This window comes from Dactylosporangium sp. CA-092794, from assembly GCF_050948465.1.
Lineage (GTDB): Bacteria > Actinomycetota > Actinomycetes > Mycobacteriales > Micromonosporaceae > Dactylosporangium.
The window spans coordinates 10267158-10290846 of record NZ_CP192044.1; the positions used below are offsets into that span (position 1 = coordinate 10267158).

Genomic DNA, 23689 nt, shown 5'->3' on the forward strand with positions numbered 1-23689 from the left:
CCCCCCATGCCTTCGCTGCGCTCGGCACACCGTCGCTTCGCTCGGACCCCTGGCACGGCCTTTTCACTCGCTGGGTCAGCCTGCCTGTAACCTGCCTGTTGCGGGTTGTAGCGCAGAGGTCGTCGCGCGCGGACTCATAATTCGCGAGGACGCCGGTTCGATTCCGGCCGGCCCGCACCGCGAAAACCCCGCCGGGCCGGCGTGCGGGGCGGGGATACCATGCTGCGGTGCCGCAACTGGACCCCGCCGACGTCGAGGCGTGCCTTCGGGTGCTGGCCGCCGTCGGCGACGCCGATCCCGGGGACGACGGGGCGAGGGCGGTGCACGAGGCCGTCTCCGTGGCGTACAAAGGCCGCAAGAAACGCCAGAAGAGCACTCGGCGCGCGGCGGCCGGCACGCACGACCGGCGGCTGCTGACCGACCCTGCCGCCGATGATGCCGAGTTGGTACGTCCACGACGCTGCTACGTGTGCAAGTCCCCCTATCGCACGGTGCCCGCGGCCTACCCGCAGCTGTGCGCCGAGTGCGCGGCGGGCAGCCTCGCCCGGCGCACCGCCCGGTGCGACCTGACCGGCCGGCGCGCCCTGGTCACCGGCGGCCGGATCAAGATCGGCTTCGAGACGGCGCTGAAGCTGCTGCGCGACGGCGCCGAAGTGATCGTCACCACCCGGTTCCCGCGCGACGCGCGGCGCCGGTTCGCGGGAGTTCCCGACGCCGCCGGCTGGCTGCCCCGGCTGCACGTCCACGGCGTCGACTTTCTCGACCTGCCCGGCGTGGTCGGGCTGGTCGACGCGGTCGCCGAGCGCTGGGACCACCTCGACATCCTGATCAACAACGCCGCGCAGACGATCCAGCGGCCCGCGTCGTACTACCGCGAGCTCAACGCCGCCGAGGGCCGCCCCGCCCTGCCGTCGTCGGCCGCCGAGCTGCTCTTCCCGGCCGGCGCGCTCGACGAGACCGGCCAGCCGCTCGACCTGCGCCCGGTCAACAGCTGGATGCTCAAGCTGCACGAGGTGACCCCGCGGGAGTGGATGGAGGTGCAGGTCATCAACGCCTTCGTGCCGTTCCTGCTGGTCGCCCGGCTGCGGCCGCTGCTGCGCGCCTCGCCGTTTCCCGACCGGTATGTGGTCAACGTCTCGGCGATGGAAGGCAGCTTCAGCCGGGAGAACAAGACCGCCAACCATCCGCACACCAACATGGCCAAGGCCGGGCTGAACATGCTCACCCGGACCGTCGCGGGCGAGTACGCGGCCGAGGGCATCCACGTCACCAGCGTCGACACCGGCTGGGTCACCGACGAGCGGCCGCAGGCGGCCCGGCAGGCGCTGCACGAGCAGGGCTTCCGGGTACCGCTGGACGTCGTCGACGGCGCGGCCCGGGTCTACGACCCGATCGTCCGCGGCGTGCACGGCGACCCGGTGCACGGTGTGTTCCTCAAGGACTACCGGGAGGTGCAGTGGTAGAGATCGCGTGCCCGGTCGTGTCGGCACCGGCCGTACCACCGGCGGATCTGACGCTGCTGGAGCCTCTCCTGACGCGGCTGGCCGACCCCGCCGGGGTGGCCGGCACCGAGCGTTTCCCGCTCGGCACCCTCCAGCCGGACGGGCGGCTCGACCTGTGCAAACAGGGCCTTGGCGCGGACGGCGTGACCCGCGTGCTGGACCGCGTGGTCGGCTCGCCGCACGCCGTGCACCTGCTGCTGGGCACCAACGGCCTCGGCGCGCCCGGTGCCGCCGCGCTCGCCGCGTCGCTGCGGCCCGGGCACCGGGTCGAGACGCTGTACCTCGGCTGCAACGCCATCGACGCGGGCGGCGCGGAGCCGCTGTTCGAGCGGCTCGCCGAGGACTCGACCGTGACCGCGCTGTGGCTCAAGCGCAACCCGCTCGGCGACGCGGGCGTGGCGTCCCTGGCCGCGATGCTGCGCACCAACACCGGCATCTCAACGCTCGACCTGGTCAACACCGGCCTGTCCGATTCCGGACTGTCGTTGCTGGTGGACGCCTTGGCTGCCCGCCCGGTGCCGGTGACCCGGGTCTTCCTCGGCGGCAACGGGCTGGGTCCGTCGTCCGCCCCGCTGCTCGGCCGCCTGCTGGCATCGTGCGGCGTGACGGGGTTGTTCCTCGCGGCCAATCGGTTGGGAGATAACGGAATTTCCGCGATTCTGTCGGATTTATCCCTTGGGGGTACGACCCTGGGCCTGGGCGGCAACGGCCTGACCGACATCGGACCGGTGGCCGAGCGGCTTCCCCTGCTGGACAGCCTCGACCTGAGCCGGCCCCAGTCGCTGCGCGTGCTCGGCGCGCTCGACAACACGGTCTGCGACCCCGGCGCGGCACTGCTCGCCGCGGCCCTGCCCGGCACCGGCCTGCGCCGCCTCGACCTGCGCCACACCGGCGTGCGCGGCCGCGGCGCCAAGCTGCTGCTCGCCGCGGTCGAGGGCGGCCGGACCGCGCTGCGCCGGCTCACCCTCGGCCCCGACGTGCCGCGGCGGGTCAAGCGCGCCCTCGCCGAGCTGCTGCCCGCCGGCGAGCCGCCGCTGGCCAGCGAGATCGTGAGCGTCTACCGGTGACCAGCGCGCTGGTGTCCCGCAGCGAACTGGGGGTGTGGCGGCGGGTGCGCCGCTACGACGTACCCCCGGCCATGATCGCCGCCGCGACCGCGGCCCGGCTGGCCGGCGACTGGCGCGCCGCCTGCACCGCGGCCGGCATCGAGGTGCGCGGCCCGGCCGAGGACTTCGCCGAGTTCGCCGACGACCTGGCCCACCTCGCGCCCGACCTGGTCCGCTGGCACCTGCCGCGCAGCCCGGCCCGCGGCGACACCACCCCGGAGCCCCGGCAGCTGATCGTCCTGGCCCGCCGCGGCGACCGGATGCTCGCCGTCGCCACGCCGCGGGTCGGCCTGGCCGTGTCCCGGATGGCGCTGTTCGCCGGCGAGGGGCCGGCCGACGAGGAGTACTTCCACGGCGAGTACGACTGGTCGGCCAGCCGCGAACGGTGGGACGCGCGCGAGGCCGGCGAGCTGATCCGGCGTACCTGCGGCCCGCGCGCGGCCGAGGTGCTCGCGCTGCAGGACGCCGGGCGCATCGACGAGGCGTGGGCCACCGCGGGCGTCGACGTGCCGATGCCGCCCACGGGCGAGCGCTTTCCGGAGAGCACTCTGCGGCCGAACGCCGCGGCCCTGGACGCGGACCCGGACCGGTTGCTCGCCGCCGCGCGGGCCACCGGCCGGACGGAGGCGTCGATCCCGCTCGGGTACTACTACTACGAGCTGCGCCTGCGCGACCTGGACACCGATCGGCCGCGCGGCGAGTGGCTGCGCACCGACCGGCGCGCCGAGCCCGGCGTCGCGATCGGGGCGCTGCTGCGGCCGGTCGATCTGCATCTGGTCCGGCTCGGCCTGCTCTCCCCCGCCGACCTGCACCCGCTGATCGGCCCGCTGCTGGAACCGTTCGCCGCGCCCGTGCCCCCGCGCCGCCCTGACGCCGATCCGGCGCCGGTGCGGGTGCGCTGCGGCGGCCGGTGGCACGAGGTCGGCTGGGCGGCCGGTCGGCTGCACATCCCGCACGACGACGAGGAGCGCCGCCGCGAGGACGCCCTGCGCGCCCTCGGCGGCGAGCTGCACGGCTGCTTCGCCGCGGCGGCCGGCTGGCGCGACCGGTCCGTCCCGCTGCCGCGGCGGCTGGAGGCGCAGCGCACCGACCTCATGATGCGCGCCGTGCACGGCGACCTGGCGGGCGTCGTGGCGCTGCTCGACGCGGGCGTGGACCCGCACGCCCGCGACCCGCACGGCCGCACGCTGCTGCACCTGCTGCCCTGCTTCGCGCACGACCCGGGCGGCGCGCTCGCGCTGCTAGACCGGCTCCTCGCCGCCGGCCTGGACCTGGAGGACCGCGACCGGCGCGGCCGCACGCCGCTGCACACCGCCGTGCACGGCGACGGTTCGCCGGACCTCGTCCGGGCGCTGCTCGCGGCCGGCGCCCTGGTCACGGCGGAGGACAACGTCTTCGACTCGATCGCCGACGCCTACACCCGCCACCGCCGCGACGACCTGCCGTTCCTGGACGAGCTGCTGCCGGGCTGATTTTTCGTCGTACCCCCGGGCTAATCTCTGCGGCATGACCGAGGCAGTGACCTTGCTGGCGGCGGCCGACGAGCTGCTCGCCGCGACCCGCGCGACCCGGGTCGAGCGGCGCGACAACACCCAGCTCGAGGCCCTCGCGCTGGCCGTGTCGGCAAACCTGCCGGTGCTGCTGTGGGGCGAGCCCGGCATCGGCAAGTCGGCGGCCCTGCAGCAGCTCGCCGGCCGCCTCGAGGTGCCGATGGAGACGGTCATCGCCAGCATCCACGAGCCGTCCGACTTCGCCGGCCTGCCGGTCGTCGGCGACGACCCGGCCACCCAGGGCGTGCCGATGGCCCCGCCCGACTGGGCCGTCCGCCTGACCCGCCACGGCGTGGGCCTGGTCTTCTTCGACGAGCTGTCCTCCGCCCCGCCGGCCGTGCAGGCCGCCCTGCTGCGGGTCGTGCTGGAGCGGCGGGTCGGCAGCCTGCAGCTGCCGCCCGCGATCCGGGTCGTCGCCGCCGCCAACCCGCCGGCCAGCGCCGCCGACGGCTGGCACCTCAGCCCGCCGCTGGCCAACCGGTTCGTCCACCTGCACTGGACCCACGACCCGGCGATCGTCGCCCGCGGCCTCGCCGGCACCTGGCCCACCGCCGACATCCCCCGCATCGACCCGCGCCGCGCCGGCTCCGCGCTGGCCCGGGCCCGCGGCACGCTGTCGGGCTTCCTGACCGCCCGCCCCGGCCTCACCCACCACCTCCCCGCCGACGCCGAGGGCCGCGGCGGCGCCTGGCCGTCCCCGCGCACCTGGGAGATGGCGCTGCGCCTGCTCACCTTCGCCCTGGCCAGCGACGCCACCCGCGAGGCACTGTCCACCGCCCTGATCGGCGCGATCGGCGACGGCACCGGCCTGGAGCTGATCAACTATCTCGACGAGCTCGACCTGCCCGACCCCAACCGCGTCCTGGCCAACCCCGACGCCTTCGCCCTCCCCGAGCGCGGCGACCGGCAGCTCGCCTTCCTCACCGCGGTCGTCTCCGCGGTCCAGTCCGACACCAGCCGCGCCCGCTGGGAGGCCGCCTGGACGGTCCTGGCCAAGGCCGTCGAGGCCGGCGTGCCCGACGTGGCCGCCCGCGCCGCCACCGACCTGGCCACCATGCGCGAGCGCACCTGGCCGGTCCCGCCCACCATCGACGCCTTCATCGACATCCTCCGCCTCTCCGGCGCCCTGCGATGACCTCCCCACCACCCCCCACCCCCGGACCGCCCGCCGCGCCCGCCACCCCCGGACCGCCCGGACCGCCCGGACCGCCCGCCCCGCCCGGACCGCCCGCCCCGCCCGGACCACCGGGACCGCCCGCCGCGCCGGGATCGCCCGGATCGCCGGCCTCTGCGGCCAGGGAGGCGCTGGATCGGACGAAGCTGCTCGCGGCGCGGTATCAGGCCGCGGGGAACCGGCCGTATCTGGCGTCGGCGCTGTATGCGCTGTCGGTCGTCCCGTCGTGGCACCTGCCGACGATGGGCGTCGACCGGCACTGGCGCCTCTACGTCAACCCTGACTTCGTCGCCGGCCACCCCGTTGACGAGCTGGGCGGGGTCTGGATCCACGAGGTGGCACACCTGCTGCGCGACCATCACGGCCGGGCCGACCGGCTGCCGCAGGCGGACCGGCACGACCACCATCGGGTCAACCTCGCGCAGGACTGCGAAATCAACGACGACCTGGTCACCGACGGCCTCGCCCTGCCGGCGGACCGGGTCGAGCCCAAGACGTTCGGGCTGCCGGGCGGCCGGCTGTTCGAGGAGTATCTGACCGGCATCCCCCGCTCGACCATCCTGCACCTGCAGTGCGGGTCGGGCGCCCACGGCGCGGCGGTGGCGGGCGAGCTCGGCGGCTTGGACGGCGCGCCCGGGGTGCGCGAGGTCGAGGCCGACGCCATCCGCCGGCAGACCGCCGACGCGGTCCGCGCCCACCAGCGAGCCCGCGGCAACGTGCCGGCCGGCTGGCTCCGCTGGGCCGACGAGATCGCCGAGCCGGTCATCGACTGGCGCCGCCTGCTCACCGGCGCGCTACGCCAGGCCGTGACGTGGGCCAGCGGCGCGGTCGACTACACCTACGCCCGCCCCGGCCGCCGCAGCGCCGCCCTGCGCGGCGTGATCCTGCCCAGCCTGCGCCGCCCACTGCCGCGCGTGGCCATCGTGATCGACACGTCGGGTTCGATGGGCGCCGGCGACCTGGCCGCCGCCCTGGCCGAGGTGACCGGCGTCCTCCGCGCCGTCGGCATCCGCGGCAACCGCGTGACGGTCCTGGCCTGCGACGCCGACGTGCACGCCGTAACCCGCGTGACCAACACCGCCCAGGTCCAGCTCGCCGGCGGCGGCGGCACCGACATGCGAGTCGGCATCACCCGCGCCCGCTCCGCGCCCGACCCCCCAACCATCATCGTCGTCCTCACCGACGGCGCCACCCCCTGGCCGGCCGAACCAACCGGCTGCCGCCTGATCGCCGGCCTGGTCGGCGCGAACCCGCCCCAACCCCCACCCTGGATCGAGGCCATCCACATCACCGACACACCCAGCCACTCCACCAGCCCCACCTGACCCCCCGCCCCGCCCCTCCCGGCCCGCGCGGTTTGCATTTGCGCGACCCGGCGCAGCCCGGCGCAGCCCGGCGCAGCCCGGCGCAGCCCGGCCTGACGTGCGGCCTGGCCCGGGGCCTGGCCTGGCCTGGTGTGGCGCGGTCGGGTGGGCGTTGCGGGTGTCGCACCCCGTCGGGCGGACCATCCGATCTGCGCTGCCGGGTCGGACATCTTGCGGACATATGTCTCCGTGATCATGATGCCCGCGGTGACCGCACACCGGGTTTTCCATGATCCCGGAGACTTTCGGTACACGGGGGTACATCAACACTCCGTGATCATGAAAAACCGTTGGTGTCAGTGCCAGTTGCGCATGATCACGGAGACTTCCGGTCGCTACGCCGTGCTCCGCAGCGGCCAGCGCGCCCACCGCACCACGCGCGGCGCGACACCGGGGCCGGACCGCGCCGGGGCAACGCCACACCGCGCCGGGCCGTGCCACACCGCGCCGGGCCAGGCCAGGCCAGGCCAGGCCAGGCCAGGCCAGGCCGGGCCGGGCCGGGCCGCGGCAAACTAGGCCAGGCCAACCACACCGGGCCGGGCCGGGCCACACCAAGCCGCGCCTCAAGTCGAGTTGCGCCGGGGCGCGCACATGCCAGCCGCGTGGGGCACGCCGATGTCGGGAGGAAGCGGGCGGGTGGTCAGTGGGTTGTGGTGAACCAGCGGGCGGCGGCGCCGTCCAGGACTACCTGCAGGCCGCGTTCGAACTGGGCGGCCAACGCGTCGGCGGTGGTCGGGGGGCCGGGGGCGTCGGGGTCGCGGGGGTCGCGGTCGCCGAGTAGGGCGGCGGTGTGGGGGTAGCGGCCCGTCGCCAGTTGGGCCAGGCCGTAGGCGACGATGCCCTCGACCACCGCCGGGTCGGTCTCGGTGCGGTCGTGGGCGTCGGCGGCGCGCTGGGCGCTGCCGAAGACGTAGGCGTCGACTACCGCGAGCAGGTCGAGCTTGGCCTCGGTGGACAGGCCCGTGCCGGACAGGGCGGCCAGGCTCTGTTCGAAGTGCAGCATGGCGTTCGGGCCGACGGACGGGCCCTGGCCCACGGTGATCGCCCACGGGTGGCGGGCCAGCAATGACCAGGTGCGCCTCGCGATGGTGGCGACCGCCTCGCGCCAGTCGGGTGGGAGGTCGCCCTCGGGCACGACGGCCTCGGCCATGAGGGCGTCGTCCATGAGGGCCAGCAGTTCGTCCTTGGTCTCCACGTAGTTGTAGAGGGTCATCGTGCCGGCGCCCAGGCGGGCGGCGACGTTGCGCATCGACACCGCCTCGATGCCCTCGGCGTCGGCGATCTGCAGGGCGGCGGCGGCGATGCGCTCGCGGCTGAAGCGGGGGGCCCGGGCGCTGGGCTCCGGGCGTGCCCAGATCGGCGGCCGGGACGCGGACATGTCCGTAGTCTGACGCACGATCAGGCTCGACGGTGACAGCGGTCCGCATTCAAGCCCCACACAAACGGCCCGCATGCAAACCCCACACAAACGGCCCGCATGCAAACCCCACACAAACGGTCCGCGATCAACCCCCAACACAGGCCCACACACGCGGCCGACGATCGGAGCGTTCAGCGGTGGTAGCGGTGGGCGATGAAGCCGGGGGACGGCGGTTCGGGGCGGGCCGGCAGCGGAGCGGCAGTGTGGGTGCCGAAGCCGCGGCCCAGCGTCCGGACCTGCTCCTCCATGAGCGGCACGCCCCGCCGGGCCTGGCGCTCCACCTGCTTCTCCACCAGGCGGCTGTTGAAGAAGGTGCGCAGCCAGTACACCAGCATCACGCTGCGGGGCACGAAGACCTTGCGGCGGCGGCGTTCCAAAGCGTCGGTGAAAGCGGCCGCGCAGCGCTCCACCGACGTGGTCGAGCCCAGTGGCGGCGGCAGGCGGGTCAGGGTGTCCTTGAAGGCCGGTAGGTCGTCCCTGGCGTCGCGGACCAGGTCGGTGTCGACCCACGACGGGTGCGCGGTGCCGACCGCGACGCCGTGGTGGGCGACCTCCAGGCGCAGCGCGTTGCCGAAGTGCTCGACGCCGGCCTTCGACGCGCAGTACGCCGCCATCCCGGGCAGCGCGGCGAACGACGCGGCCGAGGCGACGATGAGCAGGTACCCGCGCGCGGCGATCAGGTGCGGCAGGCACGCCGCGGCCGTGCGCATGACGCCGATCAGGTTCACCTCGACGGTACGTACCAAAGCCTCGACGTCACCGGCCGAAACCGTGCCGCGGCTGGCCACGCCCGCGTTGGCCACGACGGCGTCGATGCGGCCGTAGGCGGCGAGGACGCCCTCGACGGCGGCGGCCATACTGGTCTGGTCGGTCACGTCGGCGGCGAACCAGACCGCGCCGATCTCGCCGGCGAGCCGTTCCAGGCGTTCGGGCTCGAGGCCGACCAGCGCGAGCCGGGCGCCTCGGGCGGCGGCCTGGCGGGCGGTGTGTTCCCCGATGCCGCGGGCGGCCCCCGTGACGAGCACCACCTGCCCCGACAAGCTGTGCTTCACCGCGGTCCTCCCATCGGCGGTACCGTCCAGTACCAGGCAAACTACACCCGTACGCATTGTGGCGAAAGGCGGGGGAAACCGCATGACGAGCACCAGGACCGCCGAGGAGCTACGGCACGACCTCACCGGCGGGCTGGCCGAGGCGATCGCCGCGAAGGGTTACGCGGCCACGACGATCGCCGACATCGTCATGCACGCGCGGGTGTCCAAGCGCACCTTCTACGAGCACTTCGCCGACAAGGAGGCGTGTCTCATGGCCCTGTACGAGCAGGGCTGCGAGCAACTGCTGGAGGTCGTGCGCGGTGCCGCGGGCGCCGGTGGGCGGCCGTGGCGGGAGATGGTCAACGACGGCGTCACCGCGTACCTCACGGCGATGGAGGGCATGCCCGCGACGACCCGCACACTGCTGGTCGAGATCCAGGCGGCCGGGCCGAAGGCGTTCCGGCTGCACCAGCGCATGCAGCGCCGCTTCGCCGACACACTGGTCGAGGTCGTCGAGGGGGCGCGCGCCGCCGACCCGTCGATCCCGCCGCTCGCGCCGCTGCTGGCCATCGCGCTGGTGGGCGGCGTGCACGAGATGATGATGCAGGTCTGCGATCCGTACACCGGCGCCGGACAATCATTCACCTCACTCACTCCGGCCGTGGACGAGCTGGTATACGCGATCCTCACAAACCCGTGGAAAAGTCAGATGGAATGATCGGACGTACGGACGGGTTGCACGACTAAAAAGAGGAAGGGACTCGTTGCGGTGCTGAACCCCAGCGAACTTTACGAGCTCACAGACGACCCGCCGGCGGTCGACCGGCCGGTGCTCGTGCACGCGCTGACGGGCTTCGTCGACGCCGGCAACGCCAGCCGCCTCGCCCGCGAGCACCTGCTCACCGTCGGCTCGCCGCGCACGATCGCGACCTTCGACCTCGACCAGCTCTACGACTACCGCAGCCGGCGCCCGGCGATGCTGTTCATCGAGGACCACTGGGAGCACTACGAGCAGCCCCAGCTGCTGCTGCGGGTGCTGCGCGACGCGACCGGCACCGAGTTCCTGCTGCTCGACGGCCCCGAGCCGGATCTGCAGTGGGAGCGGTTCACCGGGGCGGTGCTCGAGCTGATCGAGCGCTTCGACGTGCGGGCCACGGTCGGGCTCAACGCGATCCCGATGGCCGTGCCGCACACCCGCCCGACCGGCGTGACCGCGCACGGCACCAGCCGCGACCTGATCGCGGGCTTCGAGCCGTGGCTGCAGCGGGTCCAGGTGCCCGCCAGCGCCGGCCACCTGCTCGAGTTCCGCATCGGCCAGCAGGACCGCGACGCGTTCGGCTTCGCCGTGCACGTGCCGCACTACGTGGCCCAGGCGGAGTTCCCGGCCGCCGCGGAGAAGCTGCTGTCCTGCCTGTCCGAGGCGACCGGCCTGCAGGTGCCGCTCGACGAGCTGCGCGGCGCGGCCGAGTCGGTGCGGGCCGAGATCGACATGCAGATCGCCCAGGCCGACGAGGCCGCCTCGCTGGTGCGGGCGCTGGAAGAGCAGTACGACGCCTACACCCGCGGCCGGGCCGGCAACAACAATCTGCTGGCCGAGTCGCCGGCACCGCTGCCGACCGCCGACGAGATCGGCGCCGAGCTCGAGCGCTTCCTCGCCGAACACACCCGCGGGGATGAGCCTCCCCTCGGCGGCTGAGTCACCAGGCGGTGCCGGTGAGCCGCTCGTAGACCTCCACGTAGCGGGCCCGGGTCAGGGCGACGACGTCGTCCGGGACCTCGGGCCCGGGTGCGGTCTTGTCCCACCCGCTGCGCAGCGACCAGTCGCGGACCAGCTGCTTGTCGAACGAGAACTGGGCGCGGCCCGGCTCCCACTGCTCCAGCGGCCAGAAGCGCGACGAGTCGGGGGTGAGCACCTCGTCGGCGAGGACCACCGTGCCGTCGGGCGCCCGGCCGAACTCCAGCTTCGTGTCGGCCACCACGATCCCCCGCTCGGCGGCGAGGGCGGCTCCGCGCGAGTACACCTTCAACGTCAACTCGCGCAGCTCGTCGGCCAGATCCTTGCCGAGTTGCCCGCGCACCTCATCGAGGGTCACGAACTCGTCGTGCTCGCCCACCGGCGCCTTGGTGGTCGGGGTGAAGACCGGCTCGGGCAGCCGGGAGCCCTCCACCAGCCCCGGCGGCAGCGGCACTCCGGACACCTCGCCGTGCGCGTTGTACTCGGCCAGGCCCAGCCCGGCCAGGTAGCCGCGGGCGATGCACTCGACCGGCAGCATGGCCAGCCGCCGGCAGCGGATGGCCCGGCCGGCGAACCGCGCGGGCACGTCGGTCGCCGAGATCACGTGGTTGGGCACGAGGTCGGCGAGCTGCTCGAACCACCACAGCGACAGCCGGGTGAGCACGGCGCCCTTGTCCGGGATCGGCGTCGGCAGCACCACGTCGTAGACGGAGATGCGGTCCGAGGCGACCAGGATCAGGTCGTCGCCGTCGGCATAGACGTCCCGGACCTTGCCGGAGTGCAGCAGTTCCACGCCGGTCAGCCTATCCGGGCGGCGTAGGGTGAGCTGCGTCACCCTGTTCACGAGGAGGACCGCCATGACCATCGAACCCGCCAAGACCGCCCTCGTGCTCATCGAGTACCAGAACGATTTCGTCTCCGACGGCGGCGCCTTCCACGGCGCCGTGGAAGCCGTCATGGAGAAGACCGACATGCTCGCCAACACCCGCAAGGCCGTCGCCGCCGCCCGGGCGGCCGGCGTGACGATCATCCACGCGCCGATCATGTTCGCCCCGGGGTACAACGAGATCACCTCGCACCCGTACGGCATCCTCAAGGGCGTCGTCGACGGCAACGCGTTCGTCAAGGGCGAGTGGGGTGCCCAGATCGCCGACGACCTCGCCCCGCAGCCGGGCGACATCGTCGTGGAGGGCAAGCGCGGCCTCGACACGTTCGCCAGCACCAACCTCGACTTCATCCTGCGCAGCAAGGGGATCACGACGATCGCGATCGGCGGGTTCCTGACCAACTGCTGCGTTGAGTCGACCATGCGCACCGGCTACGAGCACGGCTACCAGGTAATCACGCTGAGTGACTGCGTGGCCGCGACCTCGCAGGAGGAGCACGACAACGCCCTGAAGTACGACTTCCCGATGTTCTCGACCCCGATGCCGGCGGCGGAGTTCACCGCCCAGCTGTGAGCGCGCACAGCCGCGCGGTGTGGAGTCAGCTCCACCCGCGCGGTAGCGTGCATGCCGCGTGATTGGTTCACAGGGAGTCGGACGATGGTGATGGCGAAGGACTGGGTCGTTGTCGGCCTCGACAACGGTGGCACGGCGAACAACGCCACGGTGCTCGATCACGAGGGCGCGTTCCTCGTGGACGGCCTGGTGGAAGTGCCCAGCCGGGTCCTCGACGGGCCCGCGGCGGCCGTCGAGTCCCTCGCCGGCGCGTTCGACAACATCCTGGCCGTGACCAAGGTGGACCGCTCCCGGGTGGTCGCCGTCGGGCTCGACACGCCGGGCCCGGCCAGCGCCGAAGGCGTCATCTCCTCCAAGGGCGCGACCAACTTCTCGCAGCCCGCCTGGTGGGGCTTCGACTTCCGCGGCGCGCTGGAGGAGCGGCTCGGGCTCCCGGTGGTGTACAACAACGACGGCAACGCGGCCGCCCTCTACGCCCACCACGAGTACTTCGGCGCCAACGCCCACGCCCGCTCGTCGGTCTCCGCGATCGTGGGCACCGGCCTCGGCGGCGGCGTCATCGAGCAGGGCAAGGTCATCAAGGGCGCGGCCGGCATGGCCGGCGAGCTCGGCCACGTGCACATCCCGATGCACGGCCTGCTGGAGGAGGGCCAGCCGCTGCCCAGCTGCGGCTGCGGCTTCCTCGGCGATGTGGAGAGCGTCTCGTCGCTGACCGGCATCGTGCGCAACCTGCTGCCTTACTGGCTGACCCGCTTCCCGGACCACCCGCTGCACAAGGCCGACACCATCAAGGCGGCGGCCAAGCAGGTCCGCGGCTTCGGCGAGCAGGGCGACGGGCTGGCCCTGAAGATCTTCGAGCAGCAGGCGATGGGCCTCGGCCGGCTGTTCACGATCGCGGCCAACTTCACCGACCCGGACTGCTACTTCGTCGGCGGCGGCGTGGTCGAGGCGGCCCCGCACTTCCGCGACTGGTTCCTGTCCCGCGTCCGCGCGCACACGCTGCTGCGCGACGAGCAGGTCAAGGTGGCGCAGTTCGCGCTGGTCCCGGAGCTGGACATGGCCGGCGCCCGGGGCGCCGCGATCGCCGCCGCCGGCACCGTGGTGATCTGAGGCTCAGCCGGCCTCGACCGGCGCCGGCGCCCGCGCCACGTTCTCCGCGAGCAGGCTCAGCCGCCCCTGGTCGTCGCGCTGCCACCGCCGCCCGCGCGGGTCGGTGAACCGCAGCTCGACGAGCATGTCGGCGGACGGGGCGAGCCGGATCGTGCCGTCGTCGTTGATCCGGTCGCGGTCGACGGGCCCGTTCGTCTCCTCCTGGTCAAACCCGGCGTACACCTCGGGGTCCTGCGCCGGCGGCACGATCCTGACCCGCCGGACCGCCGTCCACGCGGCGGGCGGATCGCGGAAGACGATCTCCATGTCGTACACCGGCACCTGCCCCGCATTGCGCACCGCCGCCCCGACGACACCGCGCGTGATGATCCGCTCGAACGTCTCGCGCTCGCTGACCGCCCACGCGCACACCCGCTCGGCGTCGCCCCGGTCTTCGGCCTCCCGATAGCCCGCGACGAGCTCGGCCACCGCCGCCGCCCCTTGCCGGACCGCCTGCAGCGCGCGCCACGCCACATACACCCCCGCCCCGGCCACGAGCACGGCGAGGACCGCGGCGACAAGTCCCACCACATCGGACAAATTACCGCGCCGACCTAACGCCGCATATACGAAATGTCGGATAAGTCGTGACGCCGGAGGTGTCATGACTTATCCGAGCTATTGCTCCGGCCCGCGCAACTGACGACCGTTGCTCCCGTCAGACACCGGGCCGGGGCCCAGCATTCGCTGGCCCTGGCCCTGCCAGCTCCGCGGCGCCAAGAACAAAAGGACCGGGCGCTGCCGCGCCCGCTTCTCCCGCCGCACCCACCTCGACCCCCGATATGTCCGATAAGTCGGGCGCTGGCGCGCCACGACTTATCGGACATATCACGATTTATCATCATCCAGAACGATTGTCCCGACCAGGCCGGCGGTGCCACGAGCAGGCCAGTCGGTCACGTCCGCCGGCGTGGCGCATGAGGTGGCCAGCCCTTGGCTTCCGCCGCACGCCCACGCCCGCCGCACCGCGCACCGCGCACCGCGCACCGCGCACCGACCAGAAGTCTCCACGATCATGCGCATCCGGCACCGACACCAACGGTTTTTCATGATCACGGAGCGAACATGTACTCCCGTGTACCAGAAGTCTCCGGGATCATGGCAAACCCGTGGTGCAGCCACGACGGGCATCATGATCACGGAGACATTCCGCCCACCCCGGCCACGCGCCGATCGGACATTTCGCCTGCCAGGCGAAATGTCCGAAACTTCGACCCACTGCGCCGCCCGCAAAATGACCGTCGTGCCCCACCCCAGGGCTCGGCGGCGATGCCCGGTTCGCGCAGCCGGGACGGGACGACCCGACCGGCAGCCAGCCGGGCGCGTCAACGGGTCGGTCGCGAGCGTGCAGAATCGGGGGGTGAGCAATCTGGAGGCGCAAGCCGCCGAGGCGGGACTGCCCGTCGAGACCGACACCGGCGCCCGGGCCGAGCTGCTGGAGGGCCGGGACGTGCCGCTCGGGCGGTACACGGTTGTCCGGCGCAGCCTGCCCAACAAGACCCGGCGGACCGTCGGGGCCTGGTGCTTCCTCGACCACTTCGGACCCGAGGACGTGACCGGCGGGCCCGGCATGCGGGTGCCGCCGCATCCGCACATCGGGCTGCAGACGGTGAGCTGGCTGCTCGGCGGGGAGGTGCGCCACCGCGACAGCCTCGGCTCCGACCAGGTCATCTACCCCGGCCAGCTCAACATCATGACCTCCGGGCGGGGCATCGCGCACTCGGAGAACTCGCCGACGGACAAGCCGCCGATCCTGCACGGCCTGCAGCTGTGGGTCGCCCTGCCGGACGCCGAACGCCACCGCCCGCCGGCCTTCCAGCACATCCCGGAACTACCCGAATTTTCGGACAAATCCGCAAAAATCCGGATCGCCGTCGGTGCGCTGGAGGGGCAGACGTCGCCGGCTCAGGTGTACAGCGAGCTGCTCGGCGCCGATGTCGAGCTCGACGGGCGGCTCGAGCTGCGGGTCAGAGCGGACTTCGAGCACGCCGTCGTGGTCACCGAGGGCACGGCCACCGTCGACGGCGTCGACGTGCGGCCGGGATCCCTGTTGTACCTCGGCGCCCACCGCGACCGCCTGACCTTCGCCGCCGACCGTCCCGCCCGCCTGTTCCTGCTCGGCGGCGTGCCGTTCGAGGAGGAGCTGGTCATGTGGTGGAACTTCGTCGGCCGCTCCCACGAGGACATCGCCGAAGCCCGCGAGGACTGGATGAACGGCGCGGACCGCTTCGCCGCCGTGCCGGGTGGCGAGCCGCCGCTGCCCGCGCCGCCGCTGCCCACCACCCGGCTGTTGCCACGCCCCAGATACCGCAAAAGCTAGAACGGTACCGCCAAAACTAAAGCAACTTCCACAGGTGATCGGCCGTGCCGTTGTCGTCGAACTGCACGACCTGGGCGCTGTTGGCGGTGGACATTCCGGAGACGCCCAGCACCTTCAGGCTGTGCTGCACCTGAATGCGGTACCACCCGTCGCCGTTGTCGACGAGCCGCCACAGGTGGTCGGCGCTGCCGTTGTCGTCGAACTGCTGCACGAACGCGCCGTTGGCCGTCGACATGTCCTGCACCGCGAGCAGCTTCCCGCTGTTCTGGTTCTGGATCTTGTACCATCCGGAGCCGGCGTCGATGAGCCGCCAGTTGTGATCGGCGGTGCCGTTGTCGTCGTACTGCACGACGTTCGCGCTGTTCGCCGTCGACATGCCGGAGACGCCGAGCACCTTGAGGCTGTTCTTGTTCTGGATCCGAAGCCACTGGATCGGCGCCGTGGTGCCTTCGACCCGCCACTCCAGGATGCCGCCGGAGACACCGGCCTTGAGCTGCACGACCACGCGCAGCGCCGACGTCGTCACGGCGTTGAAGGTGACCCGGTTGAAGGTGTTGAGGGCGGTGCCGTACGCCGACGCCCCGCTCACCGCGGTCCACTGGCCGGTGGCGTTGAGATACTGCAGCTGCCACGACTGCGGCACCCGGCACTGTCCCGCGCCGGTGTCGTCGAACCAGTACAGCGACACCGCACCCGTGTTGATCGGCGTCGAGTACGACAGTTGGGCCCACTCGCTGGTCCCGAGGTGGTCCCACCAGGTCAGCCGCGGGATGCTCTGGTCGGCGGAGCTGCTGGGCACCTTGCCGTCGTTGATCGCGCCGACGCTGTCGCCGCCCCAGCACCACGACGCCGTGGCGGTGGCCGGGATCGACCAGTCGATCGCGTCGGCGCCGTCGCTGATCCGGGGGAACGTGGTGATCCGGACCCGCTGCGCGCCCATCGGCAGCAGGGTCAGCGTCTCGTTCGGCTGGGTGGAGCGGGCCGGGCTCTGCTGCAGGGTGCGCACGATCCCCTCCGCGTCGGCCTGCCAGTTGGGGATCCGCCGGCCGGTGACGGCGAGCGAGATCGGCGCGCCGTCGCGGGTGAACGGGTTCGCGGCCAGCGGCCCGGCCTTGCGGGTGACGGTGACGCCCGGGTTGTTCGGGTCGATCAGCAGCCCGTAGTTCCAGGCGGAGTTGGCGTACACCTCATTGGAGGGCCAGGCGTCGGTGCCACCGATGCGCGCCCAGCGCTCCGCGATGGACAGCGAGAAGCTCAGCGGCCCGTTGTCGACGCTGACCGCGTTGCCGTTCTTGGCCCAGGTCCGCACGGTGGTGCGCATCGGCAGCGTGACCGTGACGACGTCACCGTTGTTGAAGGTCTGGTCGACGATCACGAACGAGCCGGACTGCACCGTGCCGGTGACCAGCACGCCGTTCACCCGCACCTGCGCGGCGGTGCACCAGCCCGGGATTCGGAGGTACAGCGGGAAGCTCACCGGCCCCGGCGTGCTCACGGTCAGCGTCACGGTTTCGGAGAACGGGTAGTCGGTGTCCTCGACAATCGTGACCGTGGTGCCGGCCGCGCCGACCTTGGCGGTGACCTGCGAGGCGCCGTACATCCCCGCGCACAGCCCGTTGTCCCAGGTACCGAACCACAGCTCCTGGGCATAGTAGGGCCAGCCCATGCCGTAGTTGTGCGGGCAGCAGCGGTAGTTGTGGATGCCCAGCATGTAGGCGAGCATCGGGAACCCGTTCTGGAACTGCCCCTGGGTCAGCGTCGCGTTGGTGAGCGCGATGCTGTTCGCGCTGGTGATGTAGTGGAGCCCCTGCTGGGCGGGGTCGAGCGCGGCCGGCAGGGAGTTGAACGCCAGGTCCTCGCAGCGGTCCAGCCAGACGGAGTCGCCGGTCATCCGGGCCAGCATCTGGTGCGAGTGCATGAACTCGACGATCCCGCAGGTCTCGAAGCCTTGGCGGGGGTCGGTGTACCCGGTGCGGCAGTTCTCGTCCCCGGCGAACCCTCCGCCGGGGAAGTTGCCGTACAGCCCCATGACCGTGGCGTAGTCGTTGTAGGTCGCCTGGGGGTACTTCGGGTCGGGGTCGAGCAGGCCGTACTGCGCGGGCTCCCGGAACCCCTGCGCGAGGTTGACGTTGTGCCAGTTCGGGATGCCGCTGGTGTAGTCGGCCGACCCCGCGTGGATCTTCCGCACCAGGTCGAGCAGCCAGCTCTCCCCGATCCGGTTGTAGAGCCAGTAGATGCTGTCGATGTTGTCGCCCCAGCGCAGCGCCGCCCAGCTGCGGTTGAACACCGCGGCCGGCTGGGCGTTCTGGAACTGGAAGTACTTGCGCATGAACGGCACGATCCGCGTGTCGCCGCTGTACTCCGCGTAGGAGCGCACCGCGTCGAGCACCGGCATGTGCGGCCAGAAGTCCGGCCCGCCCTCAAGACTGGTCCGATGCCGATCCGGCCCGAAGAACCCATCGGACCCCTGATTGGCGATGATCCCGTCAACCCATTGCTTGGCGAGGGTCAGGATGCGCGTGTTGCCGGTGACGTACCCGAGATCCCCGAACCCGCGCAGCCAGTAGGGCAGTTCCTCCCACCCGTCCTTGGTCCGATCCACCCAGCCGCAGTTGCTGTACACCAGGTAGTCCGACACGTCGGTCATCCGCCCGCACAGCCCATCGGCCTCGATGTTGAGCTGGTTGCGGATCCACCCCCGCGGCTGCACCGCCCCCGGCGGCAGCTTCAGGAACGGGGTCGCCTTGAGCGGCGCGAGATTCGGCGTGTACTGCCCGCCGCGCCCTCCGGCAGTGACCGTCTTGACGGTCCGCACCGCGGCCGCGGCCACCCCACCCACAGCGGCGGCCCCGGCAACGGCACCGCCGGCAACAACCGCTCCACGAACAACAAACGTCCTACGGTCCACGGCGCTCGGACTCCTTTGCTCCTGGCGGAGGAACATCGATGCCCGATTATGCAGAAAAACGGTCGTTCGTGAAAGAACTCGTTGGTTTTTGTTTAACTGCCCCGCGTTCCTTGTGCGCTCTCCCCCTCACTCGGCCCGACCGCCCGATACCACCGCACGCCCCCGGCACAGGTCAGCCCCACTCCCACGGCGAACGCGACGGCCACCGCCCACCGCCCCCACGCCGGCCCGGCCAACGTCCCGTACCGAAACACCCCGGAATCCCCCATCCCGATCACGACCGCCAAACAGGCCCCCGCGATGCCGAGCACGAGATCAACCTTCTTGAACAACAAGAGCACTCCAGCCGCTACCACCCCACCGCCCACCACGAGCGCCCAAACCCGCGCGAGGAGCTGCACCACCACTCCATCGGCCGGCGAGGCCGCCAGCGCGGCCGACCCGACAACCCACCAGGCTGCCGTGACTCCCCCGACGACGGCCACAACCCCCAGCACCGCCCGCCACCGCCACAGGAGCCCGACGACCACCGCCCCGAGCACGCTCCCGGCCCACCACCACCCGGTCCGCGGCACCGTGGCCGCCTCAACGCTCCCCCGCACAATCCCCGGCTCAAGCCCATCCACCAGCAACGGCACGCTCCACTCCCGCACCGGCAGCTCCCGCGCCCGCTCGTCATGCCACCGCACCACAGGCACCCCGGCAACCCGATGCCACTCCGCCGCCGCGGCGGCATCCCCTCCCACAGCACCCCCACGCAACGCCCGACTGGCAAACCAGGTAGGCGACTCCCGATTCTCGTCAACCCCATCCGCCGAAACCCGAAGAAACGGCTCCCCTTGCAGCCCAAGCACAACCACTTCGCGCCCGGACCGATTGACAAGCTCGAGCCGCGCACCCCCCTCAACGGCCCGCACCTCAACCCCCGGCACCGACACCGACCACACCCGCACGACATACGGCACGGCAACCGGCGCATCGGCCCCATGCGCCGCCGCCGGCGTCGCATACAGCAAGACACCCGCAACCCCAGCCGCGACGACCGCCCCAACCCGCAGCCCCAGCCGCCCCCACATACGCCCGCTCACAACCCCTCCCACCCGACCCGCACCACCCTCACCGATGCACAAACCGACCGAGCGTCAGCCCGAACGGCCCACACAACACCGCCGCGGCCCCGTCCAGCGTTGGCCGGGTCGATCGCGCTGGCCGAGCCATCCAACCCCGGGCCGAGGGGGACCAGACCATCCGGGCCCGAGCCGAACAGGACCAGGTCGTCCGAGACCGAGCCAAACAGGCCCGAGCCGAGGACCGCGCCGAGCAGGCCATCCGGGCCCGAGTCGAGCCGGACCGGGCCGAACAGGACCGGGGCGGGCAGAACCGGGGCGGGCAGGACCCGGGCGGGCAGGACCCGGGCGGGCAGGACCGAGCCGAGGAACGGGCCGAGTTGGTCCGGGCCGAGCCGAGCAGACGGGCCGAGCGGGACCGAGCCGAGCCGGGCCAACGGGCCGAGCGGGTCCGGGAGGAGCGGGTCCGGGCCGGGCAGGTCTGGGTCATCCGGCGCGGGCGGCGGCGATCGCGGCGACGAGGTCGGCTCGGGCCCGGGCCACGCGCGAGCGGATGGTGCCGACCGGGACGTCCTCGATCTCGGCGGCCTCGGCGTACGACACCCCGAGGACCTGCGTCAGGACGAACGCCACACGGCGCTCGGCCGGCAGGGCCGCGACCAGCGCGCTCGTGGCGTGCAGGCCCGCGTGGTCGCCCTCGCTCAGCGACGCCGGCTCGGCCACGACCCGCGCCTCCAGCCGCCGCGCGCGCACGGCCGCCCGCACCTGGTCGGCGCACGCGCGCCGGGCGATGGCCAGCACCCACGTGCGCGCCGTCGACCGCCCCGCGAACTCGGGCAGCGCACGGAACGCGCGCAGGTAGGTATCCTGCGTCACGTCGTCCGCGTGCGCCACGCCGACCAGCGCGGCGACGAACCGCCAGACCTCCGCCTGCGTGGCCCGCACGAAGGCGGCCGCAGCCCGCTCGTCGCCGGCCCGCGCGGCCAGCAGCGCCGCGGTTGCCGCATCAACCTCGCCGTCGGCCTCACCAGTCACGGCAGCGAGCCTAGCGCCCCGGGCTGACGACCTCCCTTCCACCTCACCCGGACGCGGCGATGGCGACGACACCACCGCTCACCGCGGAGGCGCGCGACTCCACCCCGCCACCGGCGCGCCCCGACCCGCGCCACCGCCGACCAGGACCCGGCCACACGACGACTCGCGGCCGAAGGACCACCGACCAGGCAACCGCCGCGAAAAAACACCAGCAAGTCGAGCACCGGCCGCGGCCGACCGGTCGGAAAGCGACGACCAGCCATACGGCGACTGGTAGACGAAAGGCGACCGACCAGGCAACCGGCGCGCAGGAACACCAGCAAGTCGAGGACCGGCGGCAGTCGACCGGCCGGGAGGAGACGGCCGGCTGGAAAGAGACGGCCGGCCACGAGGAGAGGGCGGCCCGACTGGAGAGGACCGGGCACGAGCAGGTGGCGGGCCGGCAGGAGACGGTCGCGTAGCGGTAGACGAATCCGGAACAGGCGTGGCGGCGGGGGCCGGAGTGGGTGGCGCCGCAGCGGGGACGCCACGAGGTGGGGCCGGTGGAGACGGCGGCCGGATCGGGGCTGACGAAGTGGTCGAGCGCCGGGATGTGACCGCCGCCCGCGGTTCCGCACGGTGGCTGGCGGTGTCATGGGATGTTGCCGGGGATGTCGGGCTTGGCGACGCCGCAGGTCTGGACGCTGGAATCTCCGCCGGCTGGGGGCTGCGGGGGTGCCGGGCGTCGCGCTGCGCTGCGGGCGCTGCGGCCGGGGCCCGCCGGGCGGCGCCGGCTGATAGGGGCGTTGTGGCCGGCGCCCGGTGGGCGTCTCGGTGGCGGTGGCGGGCGTCGCGCTCGGCCCAGTGAGCCGTGATCTCGGACGTGCGGGCCTCCCGGTCCAGGCGGGCGAGGCGCTCCGCGTGGCGCATCTCCAGGCCGTGGCGGCGGGCGGCGGCGAACTCGGCGCGGGTCGCCGCGCGGCGGGCGTGGCGGCGGCGGTGCTCCGCCAGCATCGCATCGAGCCGGGCCTGCCACTCCGCGGCGTCGGCCGCCGCAGAAGCCGCCGCAGCAGCCGCTGGAGAAACCGCGGACAAACCTGCCCCAAAAGCCGCAGACGAAGCCGCCACGCAAGCCGCAGACGAAGCCACGCCAGCTGCGGACAAAGGCACCACAGCAGGAGTCGTGGAGACGGAACAGGTCGAGGTTTGCGGTGTCGGGGGGCCAGGCATGGGGACAGATTAGAACAGGGGTACGACAAAAAATCAGGCTCGGCGGCGCAGGCGGACGGTGGCGATGGCCGCGGCCGCGACGGCCAGAGCGGCCAAGGTCAGCCACAGTGGAGTCAGGCTGCCGCCGGCCGAGGTTGAGGTCGATGGGGCGGTGGCGGGGATCAGGCAGGCCACCTCGGCCGGGAGGGGGGTGGCGGACGCCGTGGTGACCTGGATCAGGGCCTGGCAGTGGCCGGTCACCGGAGGGCCCAGGTCGATCGAGACGTGCCAGGAGCCGGGGGCCAGGGTGCCCGTGTACGTCTGGGTGCCGCGCTCGTCGCCCGTCTGGTGGAGTACCGCCGGAGCGATTGAAGCATCGCCCGCGGCAGCGGTCAGCGTGACCGTCGTCGGTTCGCTGATGGGGTGGCCGTCCTGCCACTGGGCGGTGATCCAGACGGAGCCGCGGCCGTCGGAACGGATGGTGACCGCGGCGCCGCCGTGTGCCGATGCGGGCGTGCCGAGCGCCAGCACGAGCACGACGGCAGCGGCGATCACTGCACCGATACGCGCCGCCACGCGGGGAACCCTACGGCAACCGCGGACACGGGACCGCTACGGCATTGCGGGAAGGGACTCCGCGCGGTCGTCGCGGACGTAGACGATCATGTCGCCGGTCTGGATGGTGGTGCCCTCGGGCTCGGCCAGGGAGAGCACCTTGCCGCGGCGGAACAGGGCGATCACCAGCTCGGTGAGCTCGCGCGGTGACGCGCCGACCTCGTCGCGGCGGGCGGAGCGCATCGCCAGGGCCATGCCCTGGCCGGGGGTGAGCAGGTCCTCGACGACCTCGATGAGCGGCGGCGCGGTGGTCGACAGGCCCAGCAGCCGGCCGGCCGTCGCCGAGGAGACGATGACGTGGTGGGCGCCGGACTGGCGCAGCAGCGGAGCGTTCTCCGCCTCGCGGGCGGCCGCGATGATCGACACCTTGCCCGAGGTCAGCTGGCGCACGGTCAGGGTGACCAGGACCGACGCGTCGTCGCTGTCGGTGGCGATGATGACCGCCTTGGCGTCCTGCACCCGGGCCTCGATCAGCACGCCGGAGCGGGTCGCCGAACCCTCGACCGCGACCAGGCCGTCGGAGGTGGCCTGGCGCAGCGCGGTGCGGTCGCTCTCGACGACCACCACCTGGGACTTTTCGAAACCGTTCTCCAGCAGGGTGCCGACGGCCGCACGGCCCTTGGTGCCGTAGCCGCAGACGATGACGTGATTCTTCACGCGCTTCCTCCACCGTCCCAATCTCAGGTTGGTGCGGTACTGGTCGGTCAGGACTTCGAGGGTGGTGCCCACCAGGATGATCAGGAACAGCACGCGGGCCGGAGTGATGACCAACACGTTCACCAGCCGGGCCGACTCCGACACCGGGGTGATGTCACCGTAGCCGGTCGTGGACAGCGTCACGACCGCGTAGTAGAAGCAGTCCAGCAGCGACAGGCCGTCGTTGTTGACGTCGCGATATCCACCTCGATCAATGAAAATGACGCCCACGATGGCGAACACCAGCCCCACGGCGAGGCCAAGGCGGGAGCTGATGGCGCGCAGCGGCCCCCGCCGTACGGCCGGAAGGTGGATCACGAAATCCACCATAAGGGTCGGGTGTGACAGTTCGCCGGGTGGGTAGAC

The 23689-nt window shown here is 72.5% G+C and carries 20 protein-coding genes and 1 tRNA gene; 11 read left to right on the forward strand and 10 right to left on the reverse strand.

Annotation, left to right across the window (positions count from 1 at the left end):
• Positions 1–100: 100 nt before the first annotated feature.
• From ACQPXD_RS44090 to ACQPXD_RS44115, 6 genes are all read left to right on the forward strand, one after another.
• A tRNA-Met gene (locus ACQPXD_RS44090) sits at positions 101–177 on the forward strand.
• A gap of 50 nt (positions 178–227) precedes the next feature.
• The gene (locus tag ACQPXD_RS44095; RefSeq protein WP_432829024.1) at positions 228–1463 is read left to right on the forward strand and encodes an SDR family NAD(P)-dependent oxidoreductase; all 1236 of its coding nucleotides are present in this window, start codon (positions 228–230) and stop codon (positions 1461–1463) included.
• Positions 1457–2569 (forward strand): gala protein, encoded by a 1113-nt coding sequence (locus tag ACQPXD_RS44100; RefSeq protein ID WP_432829026.1) that lies wholly within the window; start codon positions 1457–1459, stop codon positions 2567–2569. The genes ACQPXD_RS44095 and ACQPXD_RS44100 overlap by 7 nt, the downstream gene beginning before the upstream one ends.
• Positions 2566–4080 carry an ankyrin repeat domain-containing protein gene (locus ACQPXD_RS44105; protein WP_432829028.1) on the forward strand — a complete coding sequence of 505 codons (1515 nt, stop codon included), beginning with the start codon at positions 2566–2568 and terminating at the stop codon, positions 4078–4080. Before ACQPXD_RS44100 ends, ACQPXD_RS44105 begins: the two co-directional genes overlap by 4 nt.
• 34 nt (positions 4081–4114) lie before the next feature.
• On the forward strand, positions 4115–5293 hold the full coding sequence (locus ACQPXD_RS44110) for an AAA family ATPase (protein ID WP_432829030.1): 1179 nt from the start codon (positions 4115–4117) through the stop codon (positions 5291–5293).
• Entirely contained in the window at positions 5290–6657 is a 1368-nt protein-coding gene (locus ACQPXD_RS44115; protein WP_432829032.1) for a vWA domain-containing protein, read from the forward strand. The genes ACQPXD_RS44110 and ACQPXD_RS44115 overlap by 4 nt, the downstream gene beginning before the upstream one ends.
• A gap of 679 nt (positions 6658–7336) precedes the next feature.
• On the opposite strand, the gene ACQPXD_RS44120 is transcribed toward ACQPXD_RS44115, so the two are convergent.
• Together ACQPXD_RS44120 and ACQPXD_RS44125 are read right to left on the reverse strand one after the other, a co-directional pair.
• On the reverse strand, positions 7337–8074 hold the full coding sequence (locus tag ACQPXD_RS44120) for a TetR/AcrR family transcriptional regulator (protein ID WP_432829034.1): 738 nt from the start codon (positions 8072–8074) through the stop codon (positions 7337–7339).
• Between the two features lie 173 nt (positions 8075–8247).
• The gene (locus tag ACQPXD_RS44125; protein ID WP_432829036.1) at positions 8248–9168 is read right to left on the reverse strand and encodes an SDR family oxidoreductase; all 921 of its coding nucleotides are present in this window, start codon (positions 9166–9168) and stop codon (positions 8248–8250) included.
• A gap of 82 nt (positions 9169–9250) precedes the next feature.
• Between ACQPXD_RS44125 and ACQPXD_RS44130 the strand changes: the two genes are divergently transcribed.
• The gene (locus ACQPXD_RS44130; protein WP_432829038.1) at positions 9251–9868 is read left to right on the forward strand and encodes a TetR/AcrR family transcriptional regulator; all 618 of its coding nucleotides are present in this window, start codon (positions 9251–9253) and stop codon (positions 9866–9868) included.
• Between the two features lie 51 nt (positions 9869–9919).
• Positions 9920–10846: a proteasome assembly chaperone family protein gene (locus ACQPXD_RS44135; protein ID WP_432829040.1), complete on the forward strand. Its 927-nt coding sequence runs from the start codon at positions 9920–9922 to the stop codon at positions 10844–10846.
• Between the two features lies 1 nt (position 10847).
• Here ACQPXD_RS44135 and ACQPXD_RS44140 read toward each other — a convergent pair whose 3' ends face one another.
• Complete coding sequence (locus ACQPXD_RS44140; RefSeq protein ID WP_432829042.1) at positions 10848–11678, reverse strand: phosphoribosylaminoimidazolesuccinocarboxamide synthase; 831 nt, start codon at positions 11676–11678, stop codon at positions 10848–10850.
• A gap of 64 nt (positions 11679–11742) precedes the next feature.
• Here ACQPXD_RS44140 and ACQPXD_RS44145 point away from each other — a divergent pair, with 64 nt between their 5' ends.
• Positions 11743–12345, forward strand: a complete 603-nt coding sequence (locus tag ACQPXD_RS44145) for a cysteine hydrolase (protein ID WP_432829044.1) — start codon at positions 11743–11745, stop codon at positions 12343–12345.
• A gap of 84 nt (positions 12346–12429) precedes the next feature.
• Entirely contained in the window at positions 12430–13455 is a 1026-nt protein-coding gene (locus tag ACQPXD_RS44150; protein WP_432829046.1) for an ROK family protein, read from the forward strand.
• A 3-nt stretch (positions 13456–13458) separates the two neighbouring features.
• Here ACQPXD_RS44150 and ACQPXD_RS44155 read toward each other — a convergent pair whose 3' ends face one another.
• Complete coding sequence (locus tag ACQPXD_RS44155) at positions 13459–14025, reverse strand: hypothetical protein (RefSeq protein WP_432829048.1); 567 nt, start codon at positions 14023–14025, stop codon at positions 13459–13461.
• A gap of 829 nt (positions 14026–14854) precedes the next feature.
• On the opposite strand from ACQPXD_RS44155, the gene ACQPXD_RS44160 reads away from it, so the two are divergent.
• Positions 14855–15814, forward strand: coding sequence for a pirin family protein (locus tag ACQPXD_RS44160; protein WP_432829050.1), 960 nt, complete (start codon positions 14855–14857; stop codon positions 15812–15814).
• Between the two features lie 16 nt (positions 15815–15830).
• Here the strand turns inward: ACQPXD_RS44160 and ACQPXD_RS44165 are convergent, their stop codons facing one another.
• From ACQPXD_RS44165 to ACQPXD_RS44190, 6 genes are all read right to left on the reverse strand, one after another.
• Entirely contained in the window at positions 15831–18629 is a 2799-nt protein-coding gene (locus tag ACQPXD_RS44165; protein ID WP_432829052.1) for an RICIN domain-containing protein, read from the reverse strand.
• Between the two features lie 185 nt (positions 18630–18814).
• A complete protein-coding gene (locus ACQPXD_RS44170) occupies positions 18815–19810 on the reverse strand; it encodes a hypothetical protein (protein WP_432829054.1) in 996 nt (331 codons plus the stop codon).
• Positions 19807–20226 (reverse strand): hypothetical protein, encoded by a 420-nt coding sequence (locus ACQPXD_RS44175; protein ID WP_432829056.1) that lies wholly within the window; start codon positions 20224–20226, stop codon positions 19807–19809. The genes ACQPXD_RS44170 and ACQPXD_RS44175 overlap by 4 nt, the downstream gene beginning before the upstream one ends.
• A gap of 49 nt (positions 20227–20275) precedes the next feature.
• On the reverse strand, positions 20276–20824 hold the full coding sequence (locus ACQPXD_RS44180) for a sigma-70 family RNA polymerase sigma factor (RefSeq protein WP_432829058.1): 549 nt from the start codon (positions 20822–20824) through the stop codon (positions 20276–20278).
• 1242 nt (positions 20825–22066) lie between these two features.
• Entirely contained in the window at positions 22067–22588 is a 522-nt protein-coding gene (locus ACQPXD_RS44185) for a hypothetical protein (RefSeq protein WP_432829060.1), read from the reverse strand.
• Between the two features lie 36 nt (positions 22589–22624).
• Positions 22625–23641: a potassium channel family protein gene (locus ACQPXD_RS44190; RefSeq protein WP_432829061.1), complete on the reverse strand. Its 1017-nt coding sequence runs from the start codon at positions 23639–23641 to the stop codon at positions 22625–22627.
• Positions 23642–23689 lie beyond the last annotated feature (48 nt).